Origin of the sequence: Pandoraea capi (assembly GCF_902459735.1) — a bacterium.
Lineage (GTDB): Bacteria > Pseudomonadota > Gammaproteobacteria > Burkholderiales > Burkholderiaceae > Pandoraea > Pandoraea capi.
This window is the reverse complement of the sequence record NZ_CABPRV010000010.1, coordinates 260,199-284,679: the sequence shown is the minus strand read 5'-3', so window position 1 is coordinate 284,679 and position 24,481 is coordinate 260,199. Positions and strand designations below refer to the sequence as shown.

Annotated in this window: 19 protein-coding genes; 9 read left to right on the top strand and 10 right to left on the bottom strand. The window is 63.4% G+C overall.

What is annotated here, in order from left to right:
• Positions 1–572: 572 nt before the first annotated feature.
• The gene (locus PCA20602_RS20105; protein ID WP_150722689.1) at positions 573–2,636 is read right to left on the bottom strand and encodes an OPT family oligopeptide transporter; all 2,064 of its coding nucleotides are present in this window, start codon (positions 2,634–2,636) and stop codon (positions 573–575) included.
• A gap of 336 nt (positions 2,637–2,972) precedes the next feature.
• Here PCA20602_RS20105 and PCA20602_RS20100 point away from each other — a divergent pair, with 336 nt between their 5' ends.
• A complete protein-coding gene (locus PCA20602_RS20100) occupies positions 2,973–4,487 on the top strand; it encodes an MFS transporter (protein WP_150722688.1) in 1,515 nt (504 codons plus the stop codon).
• Positions 4,488–4,515: 28 nt separating this feature from the next.
• Here PCA20602_RS20100 and PCA20602_RS20095 read toward each other — a convergent pair whose 3' ends face one another.
• Complete coding sequence (locus PCA20602_RS20095) at positions 4,516–5,799, bottom strand: serine hydrolase (RefSeq protein WP_246182253.1); 1,284 nt, start codon at positions 5,797–5,799, stop codon at positions 4,516–4,518.
• Between the two features lie 325 nt (positions 5,800–6,124).
• On the opposite strand from PCA20602_RS20095, the gene PCA20602_RS20090 reads away from it, so the two are divergent.
• Both PCA20602_RS20090 and PCA20602_RS25840 read left to right on the top strand, forming a co-directional pair.
• Positions 6,125–6,607: a MetQ/NlpA family ABC transporter substrate-binding protein gene (locus tag PCA20602_RS20090; RefSeq protein ID WP_150722687.1), complete on the top strand. Its 483-nt coding sequence runs from the start codon at positions 6,125–6,127 to the stop codon at positions 6,605–6,607.
• Positions 6,608–6,686: 79 nt separating this feature from the next.
• Positions 6,687–7,310 (top strand): ABC transporter permease subunit, encoded by a 624-nt coding sequence (locus PCA20602_RS25840; RefSeq protein ID WP_150722686.1) that lies wholly within the window; start codon positions 6,687–6,689, stop codon positions 7,308–7,310.
• 114 nt (positions 7,311–7,424) lie between these two features.
• Here the strand turns inward: PCA20602_RS25840 and ggt are convergent, their stop codons facing one another.
• Both ggt and PCA20602_RS20075 read right to left on the bottom strand, forming a co-directional pair.
• Positions 7,425–9,047: a gamma-glutamyltransferase gene (ggt, locus tag PCA20602_RS20080; RefSeq protein ID WP_246182257.1), complete on the bottom strand. Its 1,623-nt coding sequence runs from the start codon at positions 9,045–9,047 to the stop codon at positions 7,425–7,427.
• Between the two features lie 752 nt (positions 9,048–9,799).
• Positions 9,800–10,468, bottom strand: a complete 669-nt coding sequence (locus PCA20602_RS20075) for a M24 family metallopeptidase (RefSeq protein WP_150722684.1) — start codon at positions 10,466–10,468, stop codon at positions 9,800–9,802.
• Positions 10,469–10,687: 219 nt separating this feature from the next.
• On the opposite strand from PCA20602_RS20075, the gene pdxR reads away from it, so the two are divergent.
• Positions 10,688–12,142: a MocR-like pyridoxine biosynthesis transcription factor PdxR gene (gene pdxR / locus PCA20602_RS20070; protein ID WP_174981361.1), complete on the top strand. Its 1,455-nt coding sequence runs from the start codon at positions 10,688–10,690 to the stop codon at positions 12,140–12,142.
• 36 nt (positions 12,143–12,178) lie between these two features.
• On the opposite strand, the gene PCA20602_RS20065 is transcribed toward pdxR, so the two are convergent.
• From PCA20602_RS20065 to cyoA, 5 genes are all read right to left on the bottom strand, one after another.
• Positions 12,179–13,033, bottom strand: coding sequence for an SURF1 family protein (locus PCA20602_RS20065; RefSeq protein ID WP_246182252.1), 855 nt, complete (start codon positions 13,031–13,033; stop codon positions 12,179–12,181).
• 12 nt (positions 13,034–13,045) lie between these two features.
• Positions 13,046–13,453 (bottom strand): cytochrome o ubiquinol oxidase subunit IV, encoded by a 408-nt coding sequence (gene cyoD, locus PCA20602_RS20060; protein WP_069342136.1) that lies wholly within the window; start codon positions 13,451–13,453, stop codon positions 13,046–13,048.
• Entirely contained in the window at positions 13,450–14,133 is a 684-nt protein-coding gene (cyoC, locus tag PCA20602_RS20055) for a cytochrome o ubiquinol oxidase subunit III (RefSeq protein ID WP_150722682.1), read from the bottom strand. The genes cyoD and cyoC overlap by 4 nt, the downstream gene beginning before the upstream one ends.
• On the bottom strand, positions 14,126–16,117 hold the full coding sequence (gene cyoB / locus PCA20602_RS20050) for a cytochrome o ubiquinol oxidase subunit I (protein ID WP_150722681.1): 1,992 nt from the start codon (positions 16,115–16,117) through the stop codon (positions 14,126–14,128). The genes cyoC and cyoB overlap by 8 nt, the downstream gene beginning before the upstream one ends.
• A 66-nt stretch (positions 16,118–16,183) precedes the next feature.
• Positions 16,184–17,227, bottom strand: a complete 1,044-nt coding sequence (cyoA, locus tag PCA20602_RS20045) for a ubiquinol oxidase subunit II (RefSeq protein ID WP_083253837.1) — start codon at positions 17,225–17,227, stop codon at positions 16,184–16,186.
• 181 nt (positions 17,228–17,408) lie between these two features.
• On the opposite strand from cyoA, the gene PCA20602_RS20040 reads away from it, so the two are divergent.
• The gene (locus tag PCA20602_RS20040) at positions 17,409–18,740 is read left to right on the top strand and encodes an MFS transporter (RefSeq protein ID WP_150722680.1); all 1,332 of its coding nucleotides are present in this window, start codon (positions 17,409–17,411) and stop codon (positions 18,738–18,740) included.
• Between the two features lie 6 nt (positions 18,741–18,746).
• Here the strand turns inward: PCA20602_RS20040 and PCA20602_RS20035 are convergent, their stop codons facing one another.
• Positions 18,747–19,625, bottom strand: coding sequence for a LysR substrate-binding domain-containing protein (locus tag PCA20602_RS20035; RefSeq protein WP_150722679.1), 879 nt, complete (start codon positions 19,623–19,625; stop codon positions 18,747–18,749).
• Positions 19,626–19,798: 173 nt separating this feature from the next.
• On the opposite strand from PCA20602_RS20035, the gene PCA20602_RS20030 reads away from it, so the two are divergent.
• From PCA20602_RS20030 to PCA20602_RS20015, 4 genes are read left to right on the top strand one after another with little or no spacing between them, the layout of a single operon-like run.
• Positions 19,799–20,824, top strand: coding sequence for an ABC transporter ATP-binding protein (locus PCA20602_RS20030; RefSeq protein ID WP_217432468.1), 1,026 nt, complete (start codon positions 19,799–19,801; stop codon positions 20,822–20,824).
• Entirely contained in the window at positions 20,821–21,954 is a 1,134-nt protein-coding gene (locus tag PCA20602_RS20025) for an ABC transporter ATP-binding protein (RefSeq protein ID WP_150722677.1), read from the top strand. Before PCA20602_RS20030 ends, PCA20602_RS20025 begins: the two co-directional genes overlap by 4 nt.
• Before the next feature lie 43 nt (positions 21,955–21,997).
• Positions 21,998–23,512: an ABC transporter substrate-binding protein gene (locus PCA20602_RS20020; RefSeq protein ID WP_174981358.1), complete on the top strand. Its 1,515-nt coding sequence runs from the start codon at positions 21,998–22,000 to the stop codon at positions 23,510–23,512.
• Between the two features lie 13 nt (positions 23,513–23,525).
• Entirely contained in the window at positions 23,526–24,470 is a 945-nt protein-coding gene (locus tag PCA20602_RS20015; RefSeq protein ID WP_069342144.1) for an ABC transporter permease, read from the top strand.
• Positions 24,471–24,481: the final 11 nt, after the last annotated feature.

The window sequence follows — 24,481 nt, the reverse complement described above, 5'->3', positions numbered from 1 at the left end:
ACCTTGCGCCGTCAGAGTTTGCGGCGAAACATCGAGCAACCGCGGACGCTCCTGCCGCTTTCCAGGAGTTGGTTTAACGGGACTTTGCTAGAAGCCCATTGGCCCGATTGAAGGGGGCAGGTCACCGGTGTCGGCTAGCCTGATTTCCACGAAGCGTCCGGAAGAAGACGACGCGCTCCGTTATCTCGGTGTACGCCACGTAATGCCCTCCAATGCTCCCAACCTAATCGCAGCGTGGCCTCCGCCACTGTCGATCTCGGGGATAGCACCCAAGAGCACTGCGGCTTGAAAAGATCGCAGCGGCTTCGGCGCTTTGAACTGATACCAGGCTGCAAGTCGACAATGACCCGCAGGGTAACGATGATTTTCGGTGGATTGGGACGATGACGCACTGCGGGGCAGCACCGTCGTTGAGACGGCTACCAACTTGCGGATACCGCTGCCATCGTCGTGTGACTGAGAGGCGGGGAGATACGAGTCGATGCCCTCAATCTGCCGGGCATCGACTCGTAAAGACAACTGAAACAGCTAGGCAGCTAGCCGACGACGTTGGTCGTCGGTGCGGCAATTCGTTAGCGCGCTGTGGCCAGGACCCTACGCACGATGACTACGCAGATGCCGACGAATACGATCAGTGCGAGCCATTCGGACGTCGGGGCGAAGCTGCTGCCGACAAGCGCGAGCGGGGCGTCCGAGCCGGTGAAACCGACGACCATCGCCATCGCAACACCCACGAGACTTTCGCCAACGATCAGGCCGGACGCCAGCAACACGCCGCGTCGCTCCGCCGCTTCCGCGTAGGGGCCGTAATCCTCCCCCTTCGCCTTCGCACGTGCCTTCAATACACGCTGCGCAATCCACCCCAACAACGCACCGATCACCAGCACCGAACCGATCGTCGGCGGCAAATAGATGCCAATACCCACGGCAATGACCGGTACACGCGCAACACCACCGCGCTTGGCCAACACCGCATCGATGGCAATCAACGTGAGACCGAGCACCGCCCCAATGCCTAACATCGACCAGTCGAGCTGGTGCGTGAAGATGCCCTTGGCAATCGCCGTCATCAGAATCGCCTGCGGCGCCGACAACGCTTGCGACGGATCCATTCCGGGACGCGGCAACGCATCCGTAAAGCCGTACGCGTTGTAGAGCAGATTGAGCACCGGCGGAATCACCGCCGCACCCACCACGCAGCCGACGAGCAACGCCACCTGCTGACGCCACGGCGTCGCCCCCACAAGCCAACCCGTCTTCAGATCCTGAAGGTTATCGTTCGAGATGGTCGCGATAGCGATGACGGCAGCCGTCGTGAAGAGTGCCAACGCAATCGCCAGCTTGCTTCCCGCGCCCGTGTCGAGCAACCCACTCGCCTGGCTGACGCTCAGAATCAGCAGCGAGACGAGCACCACAGCCACAATCCCGATGCCCGAAATCGGACTGGCAGACGATCCGACCAGCCCGGCCATGTAGCCGCACGCGGCAGCCACCAGAAAACCGAAGACGACAGCAAACACCACGCTGCAAATGACCAACGTCGCGATCGCACCGAACGACAGCGGCGCCTCCGCCAGGAAGACTCCGAATGTCACGACCCAGACGGCCACACACAGCAACGTCAGTCCGATCACCCAATACGGCGACAGATCCTGCTCCGTTCGCGCCGGCGCACCTGCCCCGCGCGCACCGCGCGACTTACCCAACGCGGCAAACGACGTCTTCACGCCATCGACCATCGGCTTTGCCAACGTAATCAACGTCCAGACAGCGGCCACGCCGATCACGCCGGCGCCGATGAAGCGCACCTTGTGCTGCCACAGCCCGTTGGCGAACGCGGCCATCGCCACGCCATCGGGATTCGGCGTGATGGAAGTGAGCACCGGCACCGCGATACCCCACGTCAACACAACGCCGAGCAGGATCGCCAGCCCGGACACGATACCGATGAGATAGCCGGCACCGATCAACGCGAGCGAGAAACCCGTCGTGAGACGAAAGACAGCGGCACCCGCAGGAATCCACGCCGTGATGCTCTCGCCGAGCACCTTCAGCCCCGCCGTGGCAAACGCGAAAAGCGCCGACACCACGCCGCCGAACGCAATCTCGCGCACGCCACTGGATTCGTTACCCGTCGCGGCCTTCTTGCCAGCCGAAGGCGTGCCTTCGTCCCCCTCACTGCCGACGCGCAGAATTTCCGCCGCCGCGACACCTTCGGGATAAGGCAGGTCGCTGTCGACGACCATCGCGCGTCGCAGCGGAATGGTGAACAGCACACCGAGAATGCCGCCCGACGCACAGATCGCCAGCGTCAGGCCGAACGGAAAGCCTTGCCAATGCCCGATCATCAGCAAACCGGGCAAGACGAAGATGATCGACGAGAGCGTGCCGGCTGCGGACGCCTGCGTCTGCACCATATTGTTCTCGAGGATGTTGCCGCCACGCAGCGCCCGTAATACGGCCATCGAAATGACGGCAGCGGGAATCGAAGACGAAAACGTCAGACCGACCTTGAGGCCGAGATATACGTTGGATGCGGTGAACACTACGGTGATCAACGCACCGAGGATCATGCCGCGCACCGTCAGCTCGGGAAGCGAGACGGCGTCGGGAATTCGGGTCGGATGAGATGCCATGTACGAATCGGGGGGATTTTTCGCCCAATGGGAATGTGGCGCAGATTGTATGCGTCCACGTGGTGTATCGCCAGTCTTGACGCGCGCGCTAGAACAGTCGTTCGATTCTGACCCTGTGAAGGGTGCATCTCCGCGTAACCTCGTTCATCCCCGTCTCACAAACGCCATACGCAGAATGCTGCCTACATCCATCTGCTTTTCAGATGAAATCTAACTTTTATCAATTGATTTATTGATGGATGATGCGGGTTTTCCCTAGAAATAAATGAATGCGCCGGATAGCTCGGAAGTCACGCAGACAACCGGACCGGCGCGAAGAAGCAAAGGAGTTTTCCGATGTCCAGTCTGCATACCTCAACACATCCGGTTCCCCACACTCGCGACACCCGTCGTTGGTGGGTACTGGCTATCGTGTCGGTGGCGCTGCTGCTCATCGTGATCGACATGACGGTGCTCTATACGGCACTGCCGCGTCTGACCCACGATCTCGCAGCGACGGCCTCCGCCAAGCTGTGGATCGTCAATGCCTACGCACTCGTCGTATCGGGTCTGTTGCTCGGCATGGGCACGCTCGGTGACCGCCTTGGCCACAAGCAATTGTTTCTCGCCGGCCTCGTCGTTTTCGGTATCGCGTCGCTTGCTGCGGCCTTCGCGCCGAGCGCCAATGTGTTGATCGTCGCGCGCGGCTTCCTCGGTGTGGGGGCTGCGATGATGATGCCCGCGACGCTTTCGTTGATTCGCCTGACCTTTGCCGATCCGCATGAGCAAGCGCTCGCTATCGGTATCTGGGCGTCGGTCGCCTCGGGTGGCGCGGCGTTTGGCCCGATCGTCGGCGGGGCGCTGCTCGAACACTTCTGGTGGGGTTCGGTCTTTCTGATCAACGTACCCATCGTGCTGATCGCGCTGCCTGTGGCCTGGTGGCTGATCCCGAATCGTGGGGCGACGTCGACGCAACCATGGGATTGGCTCGGCTCGTTGCTCTTCATGGTCGGTCTGATCGGCGTGACGTACGCGATCAAGAGCGCAGGCAAGATGTCACCCGACTGGACGACGGTCGGCGTCGCGGTGTTCGTCGGCGCCGTCTTCCTGTGGGCGTTCGTCAAGCGTCAGCAACGCAGCGAGCACCCACTGCTCGACTTCGCACTGTTCCGCAATCCGGTGTTCGCCGGCGCCGTTGCCGCAGCACTGATCGCCGCTGCCGCGTTGATCGGCATGCAACTGGTGTTCAGCCAGCGACTGCAACTGGTCCTGGGTTACTCGCCGCTTGCCGCCGGACTGGCGGGGATGCCGTTGTCGTTGGCGGCGTTCGTCGCGGGGCCGATTGCGGGACGTATGCTGCCGCGCATGGGAAGTACGCGCTTGCTGTCGATTTCGCTGACGATGTCGGCCGCCGGCATGGCGGGCTATCTATTCCTGCGTGATTCCGGATTCGTCCTGTGGGGACTCGCGCTGGTGATCCTCGGGCTTGGCGTCGGGGCGACGATGACTGCCGCCTCGCACACCATCATGCAGAGTGCGCCGCCCGAGCGCGCGGGCATGGCCGCGTCGGTGGAGGAGGTGTCGTACGAACTCGGTGGCGCGCTCGGCGTGACGTTCATGGGCAGCTTGTTGACCTTCGTCTACGGCCGCGCGATGGATGTGCCGCAAGTCGCTTCGTTGCCCGACACCGTGCGCGATAGCCTCGATGAAGCCCAGATCGTCGCCGAGCATCTGTCGCCGGGAATGGCCGACGCGCTCACGACGTTGTCCAACACGGCCTTCAATCAAGGCTTCGACGCCGTGATCGGCACCGGGGCATTGTTGCTGCTCCTCACTGCTATCTGGGGACGTTGGCACGCACGCAAGCGCTAACCGGTCGTCTTCATCCCTACACAAGCACCTACCGCAACGAACACGACAACCAATGCGCGATACGCACACCGTCCAGTCGTGAGCCTTCGGGGGTATCGCTACCGAGCATGGTCACGATGACGGGACGTGTCTTGTGCACCAGCACGCGCATCACCATGTTGTGTCCCGACTCGTTGATGAAGCCGGTTTTCTGCACGCTCGCGTGGACCTTCCCGTAGCGCACCAGTCGATTCGTATTGACGTACTGCAACTGTCCTTTGCCCGTAGGCACAAGTTGCTGGTTATCAATCGAGTAGCGGCGAATGAGCGGATAGCCGTTCGACGCGCGCACCAGTCGCGCCAGTTCGCGCGCCGTCGACACGTTTCGCGGCGAGAGCCCCGTGGAGTTCTCGAAACGTGTATTCGGCATGTTGAGCAGGCGTGCCTTGGCATTCATCGCCGAGATAAACGCGGGACGTCCGCCCGGATAGTCGCGGCTCAGCGCTGCCGCTGCGCGATTCTCGGAGGCCATCAGCGAGATGTGCAGCATGTCGGCGCGCGAGAGCGTCGAGCCCACCGCCAGACGCGAATGCGTGAACTTGAGCGTGTCGAGATCTGCGGTGGTGACGCTCAGCGGCGCACGCATGGCCGGGCCGCTATCGAGCCAGACGACCGCCGTCATGAGTTTCGAGAGCGACGCGATGGGGCGCACCTGATCCGCGTTGCGCGCGAACAGCGGCGTGTGGGTCTTCTCGTCGACGATATAGACGGCCTTTGAGAACAGCCGCTTGCGCGACGCTGGCGTGAAGCCACATCGCGCAAGCAGACGCGGCTTGGCGTCGGTACTCACTTGTGCAGAAGCGGGCGCCGTGCTGGTCGCAGCCGCGGCCGTCCCTGCCGCCACACTCCCGGCGCCCGCAACGGCCGCCGTTCTGGGCACTGCCTTGCGTCTGGCTGTCGTTGGCGCCCGTTGGGCCGTCGATCTCGCCGCCTTGGCATGACGCGGCGGCACAGCCTTCTTCGCGCCCCGCGCGGTCCGCGATTTCGCCGAATGACTCGCCGCACGCTTGCGCGAGGCGCTTGCCGTCGCCTTGCGCTGCGGGGCTGCCTTGGCCTTCTTTGCCACGGGCTTTTTCTTCTTGACGACGTCGTGACGGCGTTTGCCGGTGCTCGTGTGATGTGCGTTGGCAGCGAGCGCGTCGCTCACCGGCAGCCCCGCAATCAGCAAAATGACGCCGAACATCACCAGACGGGCGATGGCAATGGCGCGAGGCGACAGGCGGTAAAGGCGGGGCAGGGACGGGCTGAGCAGCGGGTACCACAAGGCGGACATCTTCGCGAGGTTCCGTAGAGACAAGCGGTGGGCGGATGATTCGCGTCGGCAAAAAAGCCGCGCTGCGCGGCAGGCATCGCCACACAGAGCACGGACGCAATTCACGGGGAAACCTGTTGGACGACGCGTCAGCGAGGAGTTCCTGAATTTCTCGATCGCGTATTACAAAAAGTTACATGTGCAGAACCTTCGGCGCACGAATGCTCTTTGCGCGGCGACCCATTAGCTTTACGCAATTGGTTATTGGACGCTCCCGGGCGTCGCTTCCTACACTGTGCGTTCGCCTCAACCGGCGTCACCGATACCAACATCAAGCGGAGTTTTCATGCAACGCCGCCAATTGTTTCGTCTGCTCGGCAGTCTCTCGATCGCATTCGCCATCGGCACGGTGGGGTCGCTGGGGACGATGGCGGCCCACGCGGCCGACAAGCCGCTCAAGGTCGGTGTGCGTGGCGGCGTCGACGAGGAAATCTGGGAAGTGGTCACGAAGGTCGCGAAATCGCGTGGCCTGAACGTCGAACCCATCGTCGTGAGCGGCACCGCCAGCCCGAACGAGGCGCTCAACAACGGCGATCTCGACGCGTCGGCCATCGTCAACAGCTTTGCCTATCAGGCGGGCCTGATCGCCACGCGCGACGGCATCGCAGTGGAGAAGCGCGAGAACAATCCGTACGTGAACATCATCGCCGTGCGAGAGAAGGACAAGAACGCTCCGTGGGTCGCGCCGCTGGTCAAGGCCTATCAGTCTGAAGAAGTGCGCAAGTTCATCGAGACGAAGTATCAAGGCTCGGTGGTCCCGGCGTTCTGATGTCCCGACGTCCTGAACCGAACGCACACCCCACACCCCCATACCTGATATCCAGCCCATCACCTACGAGGAGCCGACGATGGCGACACGAAACGCCAGCGCAGCCCCCGTCACCCGTCTGCCTACGGCAGCCGCACGCGAGGTCGTGCACATCACCTTCGACGGACTCGGCAAGATCTATCCGGGCGCATCGAGCGCTGTGCTGCAAGACATCTCCTTCGCGGTGCAACGCGGCGAGAGCTTCGGCATCATCGGGCGCAGCGGCGCGGGCAAGTCCACGCTGTTGCGCACGATCAACGCGCTGGAGTTGCCGGGCGTGGGCCACATCAAGGTGGATGGCGTGGACATCGCATCGCTCGACGACGAAGCGCTGGTCGGTCTGCGCGAGATCGACCCGGGCCTGATCGAAGCGGCCCGCGCGATGGGCTGCCGCCGGTGGCACATCGTGCGGCACGTGTTGTTGCCGGAAGCCTTGCCCGCCATTCTGGGCGGTGCGACGGTGACGGTGATTGCGAGGGTCGGTGCGTCGGCGATGGCGGGCGCCGTGGGCGCGGGCGGGCTCGGCGATCTTGCGGTGCGCTATGGCTACGAGCGCTACGAGACCAGCGTCATGTTCAACGTGATCGTCATTCTCGTGGCGCTGGTCACACTGGTGCAGCGCGCGGGCGAACGACTGGCACGTCGCGTCGATCATCGTCGCTGAGACGAAGCCCGGGAGATTCGAGGACAAAAAAACGGGGCCGCGATTGCGGCCCCGTTTCATTGGCGATCACTTGCATCGCCGACGATCCGGACGATGTCCGGACCGGATCGTGCATCAGTACCCGAGTGCGAGACCCGTGTTACGACGCGGATCGTTCGCGCCATAGAAACGGTTCTTGCCGATCGGCTTGCCGCCGAGCGACGGGGCGCCCACGAGAATCGCTGCAATGTGGTTCGCCGGCTGCGGACCTGCGAACTTCTGGCCCCAGCTTTCCAGAATCTTCTGCGTATCCGGGCTGAGGGCGAACGGCTCGATGTTCGTCGCTTCCGGCATCCACTGCTGGTGGAAGCGCGGCGCATCGACCGCTTCTTGCAGGTTCATGCCGTAGTCGATCATGTTGAGCATCGTCAGCAGCGTGGCCGTAATGATGCGGCTGCCACCCGGCGTACCCACGACCATGACCGGCTTGCCATCCTTAGTGACGATGGTCGGGCTCATCGACGACAGCGGACGGCGGCCCGGCCCGATGGCGTTCGCTTCACCCTGGATCAGACCGTACAGGTTCGGCACGCCCACCTTGGCGGTGAAGTCATCCATTTCGTCGTTGAGCAGTACACCCGTACCGTTGGCCATGACCTTCGCGCCGAACCAGTCGTTGAGCGTGTAGGTGACCGACACGGCGTTGCCGTCCTTGTCGATGATGGAGTAGTGCGTGGTGTTGCTGCCTTCATGCGGCGGCACACCCGGCTTGATCTCTTGCGAGATACCGGCCTTCTGCGGCTGGATCGCGGCGCGAATCTTGGCGGCGTAGTTCTTGTCGAGCAACTGCGCGATCGGGTTCTTCACGAAGTCCGGGTCACCCAGATAGCTGTTGCGGTCGACGTAAGCATGACGCATCGCTTCGATGGTGTAGTGCACGCCCTGAGCCGAGTGATAGCCCAGCTCCTTCATCGGGTAGCCTTCGAGAATGTTCATGATCTCGCAGATCACCACGCCGCCCGAGCTGGGGGGCGGTGCCGACACCACGTGATAGCCGCGGTAGTCGCATTCGACCGGCGCGAGTTCACGCGTCTGGTACTGGTCGAGATCGGCCTGCGTGATGATGCCGCCGCCGGCCTTCATCGATGCCACCAGCTTGTCGGCGACTTCACCCTTGTAGAAGCCGTCGGGGCCCTTCGCGCTGACCAGCTTGAGCGTGCGTGCGAGGTCCTTCTGCACCAGGCGCTCGCCCGGCTGGAACGGCTGTCCCTTGTTCAGGAAGATGGCGCCCGAGTTGGCGCGGTCCTTCTCGAAATCCTTGGTGGACGTCCACAGCATGTCGACGTCGCCCTGATCCAGCACGAAGCCCTTGTCGGCCAGCGTGATGGCAGGCGCGAGCAGTTGCTGACGCGTCTTCGTGCCGTACTTGCTGCGCGCGTATTCCATGCCCGAGACGGTGCCCGGCACGCCCACGGCCAGATAGCCGGTGGTGGAGGCGCCCTTGATGACGTTGCCGTCCTTGTCGAGGTACATGTTGGCCGTCGCGGCGAGCGGGGCCTTTTCACGGAAGTCGAGGAAGGTCTTGCGGCCGTCGGCGAGCTGGATCGTCATGAAGCCGCCGCCGCCGATGTTGCCCGCTGCCGGGTACGCCACGGCGAGTGCATAGCCCACGGCAACGGCTGCGTCGACGGCATTCCCGCCGGCCTTGAGCACATCGACGCCGACTTTCGACGCGAGGTGCTGGGCCGTCACGACCATGCCGTTCTCCGCGCCGACCGGAGCCTGCGATGCCGCGTGAACGTTGAACAGCGCACCGGCCAGCGCCGTGGCCAGGAGAGCTTTGGTGAAGGTTGGGTTTTTCATCGTCTTTCTTTGGTTCTTGTCGTAAGCGAGATAGAAAGGGACTTCAACTGCGGAGGACTTCAACTCCACATTCGACGGACGCACGACGGGCAGCTCACCCTCGTGCACGTGCCTGAGCGAGTGGCACAGCGCCGGGGTGACGTCTCCGCTGCCGGTGTGTCGTACATTGGGAAATATCCGTCGACCATCGAACGTTAACGCATAACGGGTAATTGGGGAAAGATGTGCCAAAAGTCCGGGCGACGGGCCACGACGCGCGACCGGGTGGCTCTGGACAATTGGCAAAACAGCATGCGAGCCTTCAATGACGTGCGCTCGACGTGATTTGGGGTCAGATGCCGGAGGGGATTTGTCCGTCGAAACGGTGAGGATCGCGAGGCGAAACAGCAGGAAAAGTTCGGAAACCGCCCGATGATGTTGCGTTATCACTACGTTGTGACGTGCGTAGTGTCATGGCGAGCATGGGGTGACGACAGCGAAGATTGCGCTCAAGTCTTGAGCCGCGAATGGCGGCTTGAGCCAGATTGAACTGCGTGTTGAGTATTTGTTGGGTATTTCTTGGTCTTCGTCGGGGCTGCCCATGGAATCCCGGCCGCGCCGCTCTCGCGGCGCGTGGCCGGAATCATCCGATAAGCATCACACGAACATCAGATGAGCAGGTCTTCGTAGAAGGCGCCGAAGGCACGCGTCGGATGGGCGATCTGGATCTCGAGAATCCATAGGCCGCTGCTGGGCGTGCCGTCCAGATCGGCCAGCCTGCCGCCCTTGTGGATGGCGTGCGGGAAGTCGCTCACCCGATGGCCCTTGATGTCGAGGTTGAGGACCCAGCCCATCGCTTCGGCCTGCGTCTTCGCGAACTCATACAGCGCTTGTCCGGTCACGCCTTCGGCGCGCCAGTGGGCGTGCACGATGTCGAACAGGCGCCTCGCGTCGTCGGCACAGCGCTGCATCTCGGAATCGGTGCCGGTCGTGCGGGTGAAGCCGCAGTCGCCTTCATGGGCTCCGAACACCACGCCGATATCGATGAAATAGATGTCGTCGTCACCGAGCACCGGGTCGTTATCGCTACGTTCGCTGAAGGTGCGCAACGTGTTTTCGCCGAAGCGGATCAACACCGGATGCCAGATGCGGTCCATGCCGAGCGTGCCGAGCAGCGCCTTACCGGCCGCAATGGCTTCCGACTCACGCATGCCGGGCTTGATGATGGCGGCGATTTTTTCGGTCGCTTCCCATGTGAGGGCCTGCGCCCGCTTCATGGCCTCGACGCTGTACTTTGCTCCGACCGCCTCGCGTCGAGCCAGCTCCGTCAACTCCATCGAATTTCTCCACTGATTGTTTTGGCTTGGGGGGAACGTCCGTTCGCGTTGCAACCTACGGAACGGATGTCATGGCATCAAGGATAAGGTCTAACTTGTATAATTCGAAGCGCCATTTGTCGGGTGTTTGATTGGGCCACTATGAATGAGCCCGGTTGCCGACAAGATGCCTACGTCACGTTTTACCTCCACCAGGCTCGCTCACGAATCCATCGCCCTATGCGCCGTCGTCACTTAAGCCAGTCGCTCGAACTGCCGCTCTCCGACCGTCATGAGAAGGAGACGCGTCAGGCGTGGGTGTATCGCTGTGTGCGCGAGCGCATCGTGGCGGGCGCATTGCGGCGCGGTGACCGTCTGCCGTCTACACGCACGCTGGCCGAGCGCTGGGGCGTGTCGCGGGGGATCGTCGAACTCGCTTTCGAGCAACTGACGCTCGAAGGCTATGTGGCGAGTCGTGTGGGGGCGGGCACGGAAGTGGTCGCGGACCTGCCGGGCGCGAGGGCGTCCACGGATCGGGCGAACCCGTGCGTCGCCCCGCCTGAACCGTTGCCGGAAAACGCGGCGTCGCTCGCTTCGAAGACCGGGCGCTCGCCCGATGCCGCGCTGTTCTCGCTGCCCGTTTGGCGCAAGCACATGAATCGCGCGCTGCGCACGGCGACACCAGAGCTGCTCGCCGACACCGATCCGCGCGGTTACCTGCCGCTGCGCGAGAGCATCGCCCGCTATGTGCGCATGACACGCGGCATTGCTTGCGAGGCCGCCGAGATCGTTGTGACGACGGGCATCCGCCATGCCATCGATCTGGTAACGGAGGTGTTGGCCGACGATGCCACCGCGTTCTATCTCGAAGATCCTGGCTACAAGAATCTGTCGTCGCTGATCCGCGCGCCGTTGCCGCGTTGCGTGAGTGTGCCGGTGGACGACGAAGGCTTCGTCGTGGGAGCGGCTGACCGTGCGGGGGCGGGGCGTGCGGGCATCGCCTACGTCACGCCGGCGCATCAGGCGCCGCTCGGCACGACGATGTCGATCAATCGTCGCATGCAGTTGCTGGCGTGGGCTGTCGCGCGCAACATGTGGATCGTCGAGGACGATTACGACAGCGAGTTCAGCTACGGCAGCGCGCCGTTACCCGCACTCAAGGCCATCGACACGCACGGCCGCGTGATCCATTGCAGCAGCTTCAACAAGACGCTGTTTCCGTCGCTACGCATCGGGTACCTGCTGGCGCCCCCGGCGTTGCTCGCGCGGATTGCGGGGTTACGCTCGGCATCGGGCAGAGCGAACAGTCTCATCGAGCAGATGGCGCTGGCGAGCTATATCGACGCCGGGGATTTCGCGCGACACCTGCGGGCGTCGCGCAGCGTTTATCTGCGACGTCGTAATCTGCTGCTCGAAACGTTACGCGCGCGGATGTCGACCCCGTGTCGCGTCACTGGCGAGCACGCCGGCTTTCACTTCGTGCTCTGGCTGCCGACGCCGATGGATGAGGCGGCGCTCGTCGCGACGTTGCGCGAACAGGGTGTTTTCGTGGAAGGGCTCAGGGAGTTCACGCGAGCGCAGGCGATGGCGCCTGCGCTCGTGCTTGGCTACGCCGCGCTGCAAGAGGCGCGGCTGCCGGAGATTGCGACGCGAATAGCCCTGGCCATCGATAGGGTGGCGCAGGCGGGCGGATGAATTCGCGTCGAGGTCGAACGGACGTGAGACCGAACTTCAGGCCGAACGCTTGCGCATTTCGAGCCGGATGACGAACCAGCCGGCCACGGCTGACATGATCGCCAGCGCATACCACGTCAGCAGATAGCTCATGTGGTTGTTCGGGAACTGCACGACGGTAAGACCGCCGACCGGGTAATCGCGGTCCTGGGACTGAGCGCGGCTGGTGACGGCTTCGGCATCGTTGGTGATGGCGTTCGTGCTGTCGCCGGTGCCGGGTTTGGCGTCGGCATCGACGAAATACGGCGCGACGTCGGCCTGCGAGAGCCCGCGCGCGGCGGCAATCGCGCTCACATCGCGCGAATACCAGAGATTCTCCGACGGCACGTTCTTGCGCAGGAAGCCGCCGACCGGCTCAGGCATGCGCAGCAGGCCCGTGACCGTGACTTCGCCAGCGGGGGCCGGCGGCACCGATTCCTTCCAGCCCGGCGGCACGAAGCCGCGATTGACGAGCACGTCGCCGCCGTTTGCCGTGTGCAGCGGCGTGAGCACCCAGTAGCCGCCGCCCAGATCGGTCACGGCTTGCACGAGCGTGTCCTTGTCAAACCGGTAGGTGCCGGTGAGCGATACATGGCGGTATTCGTCGGATTCCGCGTTCACGGCGGGCCACTGTGCGCGTGTCGGCGCGGCGGACGGCGGCGCATGCACGCGGGAGTTCACTCGCTCGATCAGGTCGAGCTTCCAGGCGCGGCGTTGCAACTGCCACGTGCCGAGCGAGGCGAACACGCTCACGAGCACCAGCGTGATGACGCCAAGGATGACCAGCCGCAGGGGGGAAGGTTGGGCGGGGGCGCCGGAAGCGCGCGGGGGACGCTGTGCGTCCCCCGAATTGTGAAGTCGATCGCTGCTCAAGGGAAATGCCGTTCAAGGGAGGTTTTTCGTATCCTGCATCATACCCGGCATCATGTTTTGGTTCAGGTGATACATCACCCAGAGCGAGCCCGAGAGCGTAATGACAACCAGCACGATCGTGAAGATCAGCGAGAGCATGTTCCAGCCGCCCTCGGACTTCGCGTTCATGTGCAGGAAGTAGATCATGTGCACCACGATCTGAATGGCCGCGAGGAAGAGAATCATGATCGCGGTCGTGCTCGATTTCTCGAACACGCCGCCCATCACGAACCAGAACGGAATGGCGGTGAGCACGACCGACAGGATGAAGCCGGTCGCGTAACCGCGCAGGGTGCTGTGCGGTCCTTCGTCGCCATGATCGTGATCATGGTCGTGGTCGTGCCCCTCGGCACCGTGCAGGGTGGAGTCATGGGTGCTCACGGCAGCACTCCCATCAGGTAGACGAACGTGAAGACGCCGATCCACACGACGTCGAGAAAGTGCCAGAACATCGACAGACACATCAGACGACGGCGATTCGGCGCGGTGAGGCCGTGCTTGCCGATCTGTACCAGCAGCGTGATCAGCCAGACGATGCCGAACGTGACGTGCAGCCCGTGCGTGCCCACCAGCGTGAAGAACGACGACAGGAACGCGCTGCGCCACGGCCCCGCGCCTTCATGGATCAGGTGCCCGAACTCATACAGTTCCAGCGAGAGAAACGCCGCACCGAGCAGGCCGGTCACGATCAGCCAGGCGGTCACCGCGCTCTGGCGGCGCTTTTGCATCTCCAGCATTGCGAAACCATACGTGATGGAGGAGAGCAGCAGGAACGTGGTGTTCAGCGCGACGAGCGGCAGATCGAACAACTCCGCCCCGGTCGGTCCGCCGGCGTAATTGCGACCGAGCACGCCGTACGCCGCGAACAGACAGGCGAAGACGAGACAGTCGCTCATCAGATAGATCCAGAAGCCGAGCAACGTGCCACCCGGCGGGTGGTAGTCGGTCGACATCATGAACTTCAGGCTGGCGTCGCCCGGGGGCGCGGGCGTGTGAGCGGCATGGGCGCCGCCGCCGAGCGGGGCGCCGCCTGCCGGGAAGGGTGCGGTCGTCTCAGACATGCTGGGCGAGCAGTCGCGTGCGCGCTGCCTCCGTGTGTTCGACCTGGTCGGCCGGGATGTAGTAGTCGCGGTGATAGTTGAACGTGTGGCCGATCGCCACCGCCAGCAGCGAGACGAATGCCACGATCACCACCAGCCACATGTGCCAGATGAGCCCGAAGCCGCACACCGTCGCCAGACCCGCGAGGATGATGCCCGCGCCGGTGTTCTTCGGCATGTGAATCGGGATGAAGCCATCGTCCGGACGCTTGAAGCCGTGCTGCTTCATCTGCCACCACGCGTCGTTGTCATGGATGAGCGGCGTGAAGGCGAAGTTGTAGACCGGCGGCGGCGACGACGTCGACCATTCCAGCGTGCGTCCGCCCCACGGATCGCCCGTGTCGTCGCGCAACTGATCGCGGCGCATGAAGCTCACCACGAGCTGGATGATGAAGCAGCCGATGCCGATGGCAATGAGCAGCGCCCCCACGGCGGCGACCTGGAACCAGATCTGGAGCGACATATCGTCGAAGTGGCTCACGCGGCGCGTCACACCCATCAGGCCCAGCAGATAGAGCGGCATGAAGGCGACATAGAAGCCGATGAACCAGAACCAGAACGAGCACTTGCCCCAGAACGGATCGAGCTTGTAGCCGAACGCTTTCGGGAACCAGTAGGTAATGGCAGCGAACACGCCAAACACGACCCCGCCGATGATCACGTTGTGGAAGTGGGCGATCAGGAACAGACCGTTGTGCAGCGAGAAGTCGGCGGGCGGCACGGCGAGCAGCACGCCGGTCATGCCGCCGATCACGAACGTCACCATGAAGCCGACCGTCCAGAGCATCGGCACTTCGAAGTGGATTCGCCCGCGATACATCGTGAACAGCCAGTTGAATATCTTCGCCCCGGTCGGTATCGAGATGATCATCGTCGTGATCCCGAAGAACGAGTTCACGCTCGCGCCCGAGCCCATCGTGAAGAAGTGGTGCAGCCACACGAGATACGACAGCACCGTAATCACGACCGTGGCGTAGACCATCGACGCGTAACCGAAGAGCCGCTTGCCGGAGAACGTGGCGACGACTTCCGAGAACACGCCGAACACCGGCAGCACGAGAATGTAGACCTCCGGGTGGCCCCAGATCCAGATGAGGTTCACGTACATCATGGCGTTGCCGCCGAGATCGTTCGTGAAGAAGTTGGTGCCGGCGTAGCGATCGAGCGCGAGCAGTGCGAGCACGGCGGTAAGCACCGGGAACGCAGCGACGATCAGCACGTTGGTGCACAGCGAGGTCCACGTGAACACCGGCATGCGCATCATCGTCATGCCCGGTGCGCGCATCTTCACGATGGTCACGAGCAGGTTGATCCCGGAGAGCAAGGTGCCGACCCCCGCGATCTGCAACGCCCATATGTAGTAGTCGACGCCCACGTCCGGACTTTGCAGAATGCCCGAGAGCGGCGGGTAAGCCAGCCAGCCGGTGCGTGCGAATTCGCCGACGAAGAGCGACATCATCACGAGCACCGCGCCGCTCGTCGTCATCCAGAAGCTGAAGTTGTTGAGGAACGGGAAGGCCACGTCGCGCGCACCGATCTGCAACGGCACCACGAAGTTCATGAGCCCCGTGACGAGCGGCATCGCCACGAAGAAGATCATGATCACGCCGTGCGCCGTGAAGATCTGGTCGTAGTGGTGCGGCGGCAGATAACCCATGTTGTCGCCGAACGAGACCGCCTGCTGCATGCGCATCATGGCGGCGTCGGCAAAGCCGCGCAGCAACATGATGATGCCCAGAATCACGTACATGATGCCGATCTTCTTGTGATCGATACTCGTGAACCACTCTCGCCAGAGATAGCCCCACAGCTTGAAATAGGTGATGACGCCGACCACCACGATGCCGCCGATCGCCACGCCCGCAAAGGTCGCGAGCAGGATCGGTTCGTGGTACGGGATGGCCTCTAGCGTGAGGCGGCCGAAGATCAGCTTGACGATGTCCATAAGCTCGAACCTGGGATCATTCGCGCGCGAGGCGCATCATTGTCGACGGTTGGGCGCGGTGGTCCATCACTGCGCAAGCGCGGTGCCGGGAACGCGTCTGGCCTCCGACGCGAACTGTACGGTGTTCTGTGCGGTGCACATGGCGTCGGAGAGCAAGGCGTCGGTGCTGCGCGAGCGCGCCCGGCTGGCATGCGAGTGATTGGGCTGATCCATCATGTCCTTCAGACAGGTCTGCCCCGGCTGGACACAACGGTTCAGGATCGCGTCGTAGAGATCGGGCGCCACATCGGCGTAGTACTTCACCGGCACCCACTCGCTCGGTTTCGCGAGCGCCTCGTACTTGTCGCGCGAGAGGTTCTCGCCGCGTGCCTTGACCTGTCGCACCCACGCGTCGAATTCGTCCGCCGTCATGCCGTGGAACTTGAAGCGCATGCCCGAGAAGCCCGCGCCGCTGTAGTTCGCGGAGAAGCCGTCATACACGCCGGGCTTGTTGATGACCGCATGCAGCTTCGTTTCCATGCCCGGCATGGCGTAGATCTGACCGGCCAGCGCAGGCACGAAGAACGAATTCATCATCGTCGTCGACGTGATCTCGAAGCGAATCGGTCTGTCGACAGGCGCGGCCAGTTCATTGACCGTCGCAATGCCCTGATCGGGGTAGAAGAACAGCCACTTCCAGTCCATCGCCACCACTTGCACGGTGAGCGGCCGGGTGTCGGGCGGTATCTCGCGTTTCGCGTCGATGCGTTCGAGCGGCCGGTACGGATCGAGCTTGTGGGTGCTGACCCACGTGAGCGCACCCAGCGCGATGATGATCAGCAGCGGCGCGGCCCAGATCAGCAGTTCGAGCAGCGTCGAGTGATCCCACTCGGGGGTGTAGACGGCGTTCTTGTTCGATGCCCGGTATCGCCAGGCGAACAGCAATGTCAGCACGATCACCGGCACGATGATCAGCAACATCAGAACGGTGGAAATGATAATGATGTCCCGCTGCCTCACCGCGAGATCCCCCGAAGGCGACATCAGAACGGTATTGCAGCCGGACAACAACGCCACGAGGGCGAAGGCGGGGAGCAAAAGTACCCCGCGAGGGAACTTGGGGGAAGTCATGCTGCGATCGATGGAACCGTAGCCTTAGACCGTGACCATCATGGACTGCCCTCCCGCATGCAGCAATTTAGGGTAAACCCTATGGCGGTAACTTGAGATACCTGCGATGCTTTTCTGGCACGAGTGTTTCATCGTCAGCCCGCGCCATCCCGATCCGCCCGATCCGTGAGGGGGTCCGATAATGTCAAGCAGTGCTCATCATTCGCCCACGCCGGGCGTACCCGCCGCACCGACGGCGCACGATCACGGGAGCAAGTCCCGCATCGCGCCGGAGGAAATTGCGGTTGGCGTGGTCGTTGGACGCGCCTCCGAGTACTTCGACTTTTTCGTGTTCGGCATCGCTGCCGTGCTCGTCTTTCCACACGTCTTCTTTCCATTTGCCGACGGGCTGCACGGTCTGCTGTACTCGTTCACGATCTTCTCTTTCGCTTTCATCTCGCGTCCGTTCGGCACGGCATTGTTCATGAACGTGCAACGCCGCTGGGGACGCAGCGTGAAGCTCACGGCGGCGCTGTTCGTGCTCGGTACGGCCACGGCCGGCATGGCCTTCCTGCCGGGGCACGCGGTACTCGGCGATCGTGCGATCTGGTTGCTTGCGTTCTTCCGGCTGGTGCAGGGCATCGGCTTCGGCGGGTCGTGGGACGGGCTGCCGTCGTTGCTCGCCATGAACGCACCGCCGCAGCGTCGCGGCTGGTATTCGATGATGGGGCAGTTGGGCGCACCGATCGGGTTCATCATCGCGGCGTCGCTGTTCCTGTTCCTGCACTGGAGTCTGGAGTCCGACGACTTCCTCACGTGGGGCTGGCGCTATCCGTTCTATGTCGCCTTCGCCGTGAACGTGGTGGCGCTCTTTGCGCGGCTGCGTCTGGTGGTCACGCATGAATACACGGCCATGCTCGAAGAAGGACAACTGGAGCCGATCAGCACGCGCGAGATGGTGCGCTCGCAGGGCTACAACATCTTCCTCGGCGCGTTTGCGGCACTCGCGAGCTACGCGTTGTTCCACCTCGTGACGGTCTTTCCGCTGTCATGGATTTCGCTGCAAAACACGCAGGATCTGAACAGCGTGCTGATCGTGCAGCTGTGCGGCGCGGTGATCGCGATTATCTGTACGGTGCTCTCGGGACGCATCGCCGACCGCATCGGACGCCGGACCACTTTGGGCCTTTTCGCGATCTTTATCGCCATCTTTGCCCTATTTGCACCGTTCCTCATGGGCGGCGGCTCGACACGTCAGGACATCTTCATTCTGGTCGGCTTCGGCCTGCTCGGTCTGTCGTACGGACAGGCGGCCGGCACGGTGACGTCGAACTTCGAGCAGCGCTTTCGCTACACGGGGGCGGCGCTGACGACCGACTTCGCGTGGTTGCTCGGTGCGGCGTTCGCGCCGCTCGTGGCGCTCGGGTTGTCGGCTGAATTCGGGCTGATCGCCGTGAGCGGCTATCTGCTCTCCGGCGCGGTGTGCACACTGCTGGCGCTGCGCATCAACAAGGCACTGGAGACGCGCGACTGACATCGATCACACGTCATGCAACATACCCGCGATGGCGGCGGTGATGTTGTAGGTGCGCGAATCGTGTGCGCGATGAATCATGCCGACGGTGCGCAGCAACGGCGGCTCGGCGATCGGCACGATGCGCAGCGACGGATCGGACTGCCAGTCGCCTCGATGCAGCAAGGGCAGCACGGACACGCCGACGTTCTTGCGTACCAGCGCGACGATTGTCTCGATGGAGTTCAGCTCCAGATATTCCGTCACGCTTAGTTTCGCCGCGCGCAATGCCTGCTCCACCACGAGCCCGGTACGAACGCGCCGGTCGAAGCGCAGGAACGCGTGGGCGTCGAGAATGCGCTGCGGGTCCGGCTCGGTGACCTCACGGTTCACCACCATCACCATGGGCTCGGTGTAGAGCGGCGTCCACACCAGTCCGTCCTGACCGCTGGCATGCGCGTCGTCCGCGCGGCCGACCACGGCGGCGATATCGACTTCCCCCTGTTCCACGAGATCGGTCAGTTCGTCGGAGCGGGCCGACGTCAGGCGAACGTCGAGCCGGGGATGCGCTGTCTTCAATTCCGCGACCACGAGCGACAACGCACCGATGACGGACACCACCGCACCGATGGTTACGGGGCCCTGCATGGCGTCGATGGGCGTGGCGGTCAGTTCGGCGGTCAGCGCGAGAATCTGCTCGACGCGAGGAAACAGATCGCGCCCCTGACGGGTGAGCGTGATCTGGCGTCCGCGCCGGTCGAACAGTCGCTGGCCCACGGCGTCTTCCAATCCCCGCATCTGGAGACTGATGGCAGCCTGCGTCAGCGCGGCACGCTCGGCCGCCGCAGCGAACGACCCGGTTTGCGCGACCAGCCGGAACGTTTTCAACATGCGCAACGTGAGCATTTCGATGGGCGTTCCAATGTTAAAAATTACTTAAGCATGAAAAAGAAATATTAATATTTCTTTTGCTTCCGTGGGGGACATAATCGTGTCATGCAGATCCCTCATGACCGGCGAGCCAAGGTTTCCCGGGCGAGAGGGCAGAAAGACCGACCCACACAACGCGCCCCATGACCATGCCCGCAGACGCTGGGCCGGTGCTTGATGTCACCGGACTGTCGCTGAAGTTCTCCAAGGCGGCCGACGCGCCGAATCTGATCGACGGCGTGTCGTTCGCCGTGCATCCCGGCAAGACGCTGTGCATCGTCGGCGAGTCGGGATGCGGCAAGAGCGTCACGTCGCTGGCCCTCATGGGCCTGCTGCCCAGCCCGCCCGCGAACGTCGTTGCCGGGCGGGCCGTCTTCGAAGGCAAGGACCTTCTCGCGCTGGACGAACGCGACTTCGCCGATCTGCGAGGCAATCGTCTGGCGATGATCTTCCAGGAGCCGATGACCTCGCTCAATCCGTCCTTCACCATCGGTCATCAGATCGAGGAGGGCATTCGGCGTCATCGCGGGCTGGACCGGCGCGCAGCACGGGCCGAAGCGCTCGAGATGCTCAAGCTCGTGCGCATTCCTGCGCCGGAGACCCGACTGGACAACTATCCGCACGAGCTGTCCGGCGGCATGCGCCAGCGCGTGATGATCGCCATGGCGCTCGCCAACCGGCCCGCGCTGCTCATTGCGGACGAACCCACCACGGCACTCGACGTCACCATCCAGGCGCAGGTGCTCACGCTCATCCAGACGCTGCAACGCGAGACCGGCACGGCCGTCGTGCTGATCACGCACGATCTGGGCGTGGTCGCCGAAGTGGCAGACGACGTCGCCGTGATGTACGCCGGGCGCATCGTCGAGTACGGCACGGTGGGCGAGATTTTCGATGACCCGCAGCATCCCTACACCATCGGTCTGATGGGCGCGATACCGTCCATCGGCAAACGAGAGGGCACGCTCGCGACGATTCGCGGCTCGGTGCCGTCGCCGGAGCGCATGCCTGCCGGGTGTCGCTTCGCGCCGCGCTGTCCGTTCGCCGAGGCGCGATGCGTGCGTGAAGCGCCCCCCGAGCGCACGTTGTCGGGCGCGCACCGGGTGGCTTGCTGGCTTGCCCCGGTCGAGGCGCTGACACCGCCGCCGTCCGTTCGTGACGAGGTGGCCGCATGAGTGCCAATCACACGCCGCATACACCCCACACGTCGCCGGTGCCGATTCTCGAAGCACGCGACCTGACGAAGCACTTCGGCGGTCACCGCGTCGGCTTCTCGCGCGCGCCCACGGTCTATGCCGTGAATGGCGTGTCTTTCGCCGTGCAGGCGGGCGAGACGTTCGCGATCGTCGGCGAGTCCGGTTGCGGAAAATCGACGCTGGGCCGTCTGCTGCTGCGTCTGCTCGACGCCACACGCGGTGAAGTGCGCTATCAGGGCGAAGACATCATGACGCTCGGTGCGAATGCGATGCGGCGTTTGCGCCGGGAGCTTCAGATCATCTTTCAGGACCCGTTCGCATCGCTCAATCCGAGCATGACCGTCGGCGGCCTGATCGGCGAGCCGATTGGGCTGCACGGTCTGGCACAAGGTCGCGCCAAAGACGAGCGTGTTGCCGAGCTGCTGCGCACCGTCGGCCTGCAACCCGATTACGCGCAGCGGTTTCCGCATGAGTTTTCCGGCGGCCAGCGTCAACGCATCGGCATCGCACGGGCGCTGGCCGGCGAGCCTCGCGTGATCATCGGCGACGAACCGGTCTCGGCGCTGGACGTCTCCGTGCAGGCGCAGGTCATCAATCTGCTGGAACGGCTCAAGCACGACTTCGGCCTCACGCTCATCATGGTCGCGCACGATCTGGCGGTCATCCGTCACATGAGCGACCGTGTGGCGGTGATGTACCTCGGCGAGATCGTCGAACTCGCAAGCGCCGATGCGCTTTTCGACAACCCGCTGCACCCCTACACGCAGGCGCTGCTTCAGGCGATTCCGGCGAGCCGTCCGCATCTGCGTCGTGAGCGCGCGCCGCTCGGCGGCGAGCTGCCGAGCCCGACCGCACCGCCGCCCGGATGTCGCTTCCATCCGCGTTGTCCGCATGCGCGTGCCGCGTGTCGCGAGCGACAACCGATCACCGAAGTGCTGCCCGACGGACGACAGATTGCCTGCCACTTCTGGCAAGAGATCCAGAACGCCGGCGCGAGCCCCGCACGCGCGGTGGCACCGAGCGAAAAGCTGGGCGAGCGTCTGGCGCTGTATCGCGCAAGACAAGCGCAGGCCGACGCAGCCGTCGCGAATTCCATGTCCGGTGCATAACACCATCTTCACCACACCCTCACACAACCAAGGGATCACACGCATGCGCAACGTTCTGCTCGATCTTGTACTGGCGACGGCTCTGACGACCGGCGCGGCTTCGGTCATGGCGCAATCGACCGCGCCGTCCACCCTGCGCATTGGCTTGCAGGAAGACATCGGTTCTCTCGATCCGGCGCGCAGTTCGCAGGTCGTCGACCGCATGGTGCTTCGCTCGCTGTGCAGCTCGCTTGTGGATATCAGCACCGATCTGAAGTTCGTGCCGATGCTCGCAACCGCGTGGAATGTGAGCGCCGACGGCAAGACCTGGACGTTCAAACTGCGCAAGGGCGTGAAGTTCCACGACGACGAGCCGTTCAACGCGGCCGCCGTCAAGGCGAACCTCGACCGCGCGCGCACCATGCCGGCGAGCAACCGCAAGAGCGAGTTGTCGTCCATCGACCATGTGGACGTCGTCGACGATTCGACCGTCAACATCGTGCTCAAGACGCCGGATTCGGCGCTGCTTGCCACGCTGTCCGATCGCGCGGGCATGATGCTCGCGCCGAACACGCTCAAGGACGACGCCGCCGTGCAGTCGCGCCCGGTGTGCTCGGGGCCGTACAAGTTCGTGCAGCGCGTGCAGAACGACCGCGTGGTGCTGGAGAAATTCGCGGGCTTCTGGGAGGCCGACAAGTACCCCATCCAGAAGGTCATCTACCTGCCGATTCCGGATACGACGGTGCGTCTGGCGAACGTGCGTTCGGGCTCGCTCGACATGCTGGAGCGTCTCTCGCCGTCGGATGTGAAGTCGGTCAAGCGTGATGCGAACCTCACCTTCATCTCGATGGGCGGGCTGGGGTACTACGGTCTGACGTTCAACGTCGCGGCCAACGCCAACAAGGCGCTGCGCGACAAGCGCGTGCGTCAGGCATTTGATCTGTCGATCGATCGCGACGCCATCAATCAGGTCATCGGCGGCGGCATCTTCACGCCCGCGAATCAGGCGCTGCCGCATTCGGGCCAGTATTACGACACGTCGATCAAGACCACGAAGCGCGACGTCGCCAAAGCCAAGGCATTGCTGAAGTCGGCCGGTTTCGAGAAGGTCGAGGTGACGCTGAGCTTCGGCAACAGCACCGTCTCGAACCAGATGGCGCAGATGTTGCAGGCGATGCTGGCCGAGTCGGGCATCACGCTGAAGCTGCGTCCGATGGACTATGCGGCGGCGCTCGACGCCGCGCACCGCGGCGACTTCGACGTGCTCTACAACGGCTGGTCGGGCCGCGTGGACCCGGACGGCAACCTGCATCAGTTCGTGTCGTGCAAGGGCAACCTGAACTACGGTCAGTACTGCAATGCCGACGTCGACAAGCTGCTGAACGACGCGCGGGTGAAATCCACGGTCGCCGAGCGCAAGCCGCTGTACGACGCTGCGAACAAGATCCTGTCCGACGAAGACCCGATCCTCTACCTGTACGTGCAGCCGTGGCCGTATGTGCTCACGAAGAAGGTGCAGGGCTTCGTCGCCTATCCGGACGGTCTGATCCGTCTGCGCGGCGTGAGCCTCAAGGGCTAAGGGGACTGCCGCCATGCTGCGCCTCGTCGTCCATCGTGCGCTGGTTGCGATTCCCACGCTCATCATCGTGTCGATGATGATCTTCGGGCTTCAGAAGATGCTGCCCGGCGATCCCGTGCTCGCGATGGCCGGCGAGGACCAAAACCCGCAGGTCATCGCCGCGCTGCGCGAAAAGTATCACCTCGACAAGCCGCTGCCGACGCAGTACGCGCTGTGGATCGGCAGCGTGCTGCGCGGCGATCTCGGCAACTCGCTGCGCACAGGTGAACCGGTCACGTCGCTCATTGCCCAGAAGCTGCCCGTCACGCTGCAACTGGCGATGTTCGGGCTGGTCATCGCGATCGGCATCGGCATTCCGCTGGGCATTCTGTCGGCGGCCAATCGCGGCAAAGCCATCGATTACGGCTCCAATGTGCTGGCGCTCTCGGGCATGTCGATCCCGAACTTCTGGCTCGGCATTCTGCTCATCTTCCTGATCTCCGTGCGCTGGCAGTTGTTGCCGTCGTCTGGCTACGTGCCGCCGAGCGAAGATTTGTGGATGAGCTTCAAGACGATGGTGATGCCCGCGTTCGTGCTGGGGGCGGCGCTCGGTGCGCAACTGATGCGCCACACGCGTAGCGCGATGCTAGGCGTGCTGCGCACCGACTACATTCGCACGGCGCGTGCCAAGGGGTTGTTGCGCGGTACGGTGGTGCTCAAGCATGCATTTCGCAATGCGCTGATTCCCATCGTGACGGTGCTGGCGTTGCTGTTCGGCGAGCTGCTGGCGGGCGCGGTGCTCACGGAACAGGTCTTCACGATTCCGGGCTTCGGCAAGCTGGTCGTCGACGCCGTGTTCAATCGCGACTACGCGGTCGTGCAGGGCGTGGTGCTGGTGACGGCTGTGAGCTTCATCGTGCTCAATCTTCTGGCCGACGTGCTTTACGTCTTGCTCAACCCGCGCCTGCGTCGCGCCTGAGACCTCTTCGA

Bases quoted from the DNA above. Each gene is read 5' to 3' on its own strand.
- PCA20602_RS20075 (WP_150722684.1), bottom strand. From the start codon at position 10,468: ATGGAGTTGACGGAGCTGGCTCGACGCGAGGCGGTCGGAGCAAAGTAC.
- PCA20602_RS20015 (WP_069342144.1), top strand. From the start codon at position 23,526: ATGCTGCGCCTCGTCGTCCATCGTGCGCTGGTTGCGATTCCCACGCTC.
- PCA20602_RS20095 (WP_246182253.1), bottom strand. From the start codon at position 5,799: ATGTCCGCCTTGTGGTACCCGCTGCTCAGCCCGTCCCTGCCCCGCCTT.
- PCA20602_RS20030 (WP_217432468.1), top strand. From the start codon at position 19,799: ATGCCCGCAGACGCTGGGCCGGTGCTTGATGTCACCGGACTGTCGCTG.
- cyoC (WP_150722682.1), bottom strand. From the start codon at position 14,133: ATGTCTGAGACGACCGCACCCTTCCCGGCAGGCGGCGCCCCGCTCGGC.
- PCA20602_RS20035 (WP_150722679.1), bottom strand. From the start codon at position 19,625: ATGCTCACGTTGCGCATGTTGAAAACGTTCCGGCTGGTCGCGCAAACC.
- cyoB (WP_150722681.1), bottom strand. From the start codon at position 16,117: ATGGACATCGTCAAGCTGATCTTCGGCCGCCTCACGCTAGAGGCCATC.
- cyoA (WP_083253837.1), bottom strand. From the start codon at position 17,227: ATGACTTCCCCCAAGTTCCCTCGCGGGGTACTTTTGCTCCCCGCCTTC.
- PCA20602_RS20100 (WP_150722688.1), top strand. From the start codon at position 2,973: ATGTCCAGTCTGCATACCTCAACACATCCGGTTCCCCACACTCGCGAC.
- PCA20602_RS20040 (WP_150722680.1), top strand. From the start codon at position 17,409: ATGTCAAGCAGTGCTCATCATTCGCCCACGCCGGGCGTACCCGCCGCA.
- PCA20602_RS20105 (WP_150722689.1), bottom strand. From the start codon at position 2,636: ATGGCATCTCATCCGACCCGAATTCCCGACGCCGTCTCGCTTCCCGAG.
- pdxR (WP_174981361.1), top strand. From the start codon at position 10,688: ATGCGCCGTCGTCACTTAAGCCAGTCGCTCGAACTGCCGCTCTCCGAC.
- PCA20602_RS20025 (WP_150722677.1), top strand. From the start codon at position 20,821: ATGAGTGCCAATCACACGCCGCATACACCCCACACGTCGCCGGTGCCG.
- PCA20602_RS25840 (WP_150722686.1), top strand. From the start codon at position 6,687: ATGGCGACACGAAACGCCAGCGCAGCCCCCGTCACCCGTCTGCCTACG.
- PCA20602_RS20020 (WP_174981358.1), top strand. From the start codon at position 21,998: ATGCGCAACGTTCTGCTCGATCTTGTACTGGCGACGGCTCTGACGACC.
- PCA20602_RS20090 (WP_150722687.1), top strand. From the start codon at position 6,125: ATGCAACGCCGCCAATTGTTTCGTCTGCTCGGCAGTCTCTCGATCGCA.
- ggt (WP_246182257.1), bottom strand. From the start codon at position 9,047: ATGGTCGTGACGGCCCAGCACCTCGCGTCGAAAGTCGGCGTCGATGTG.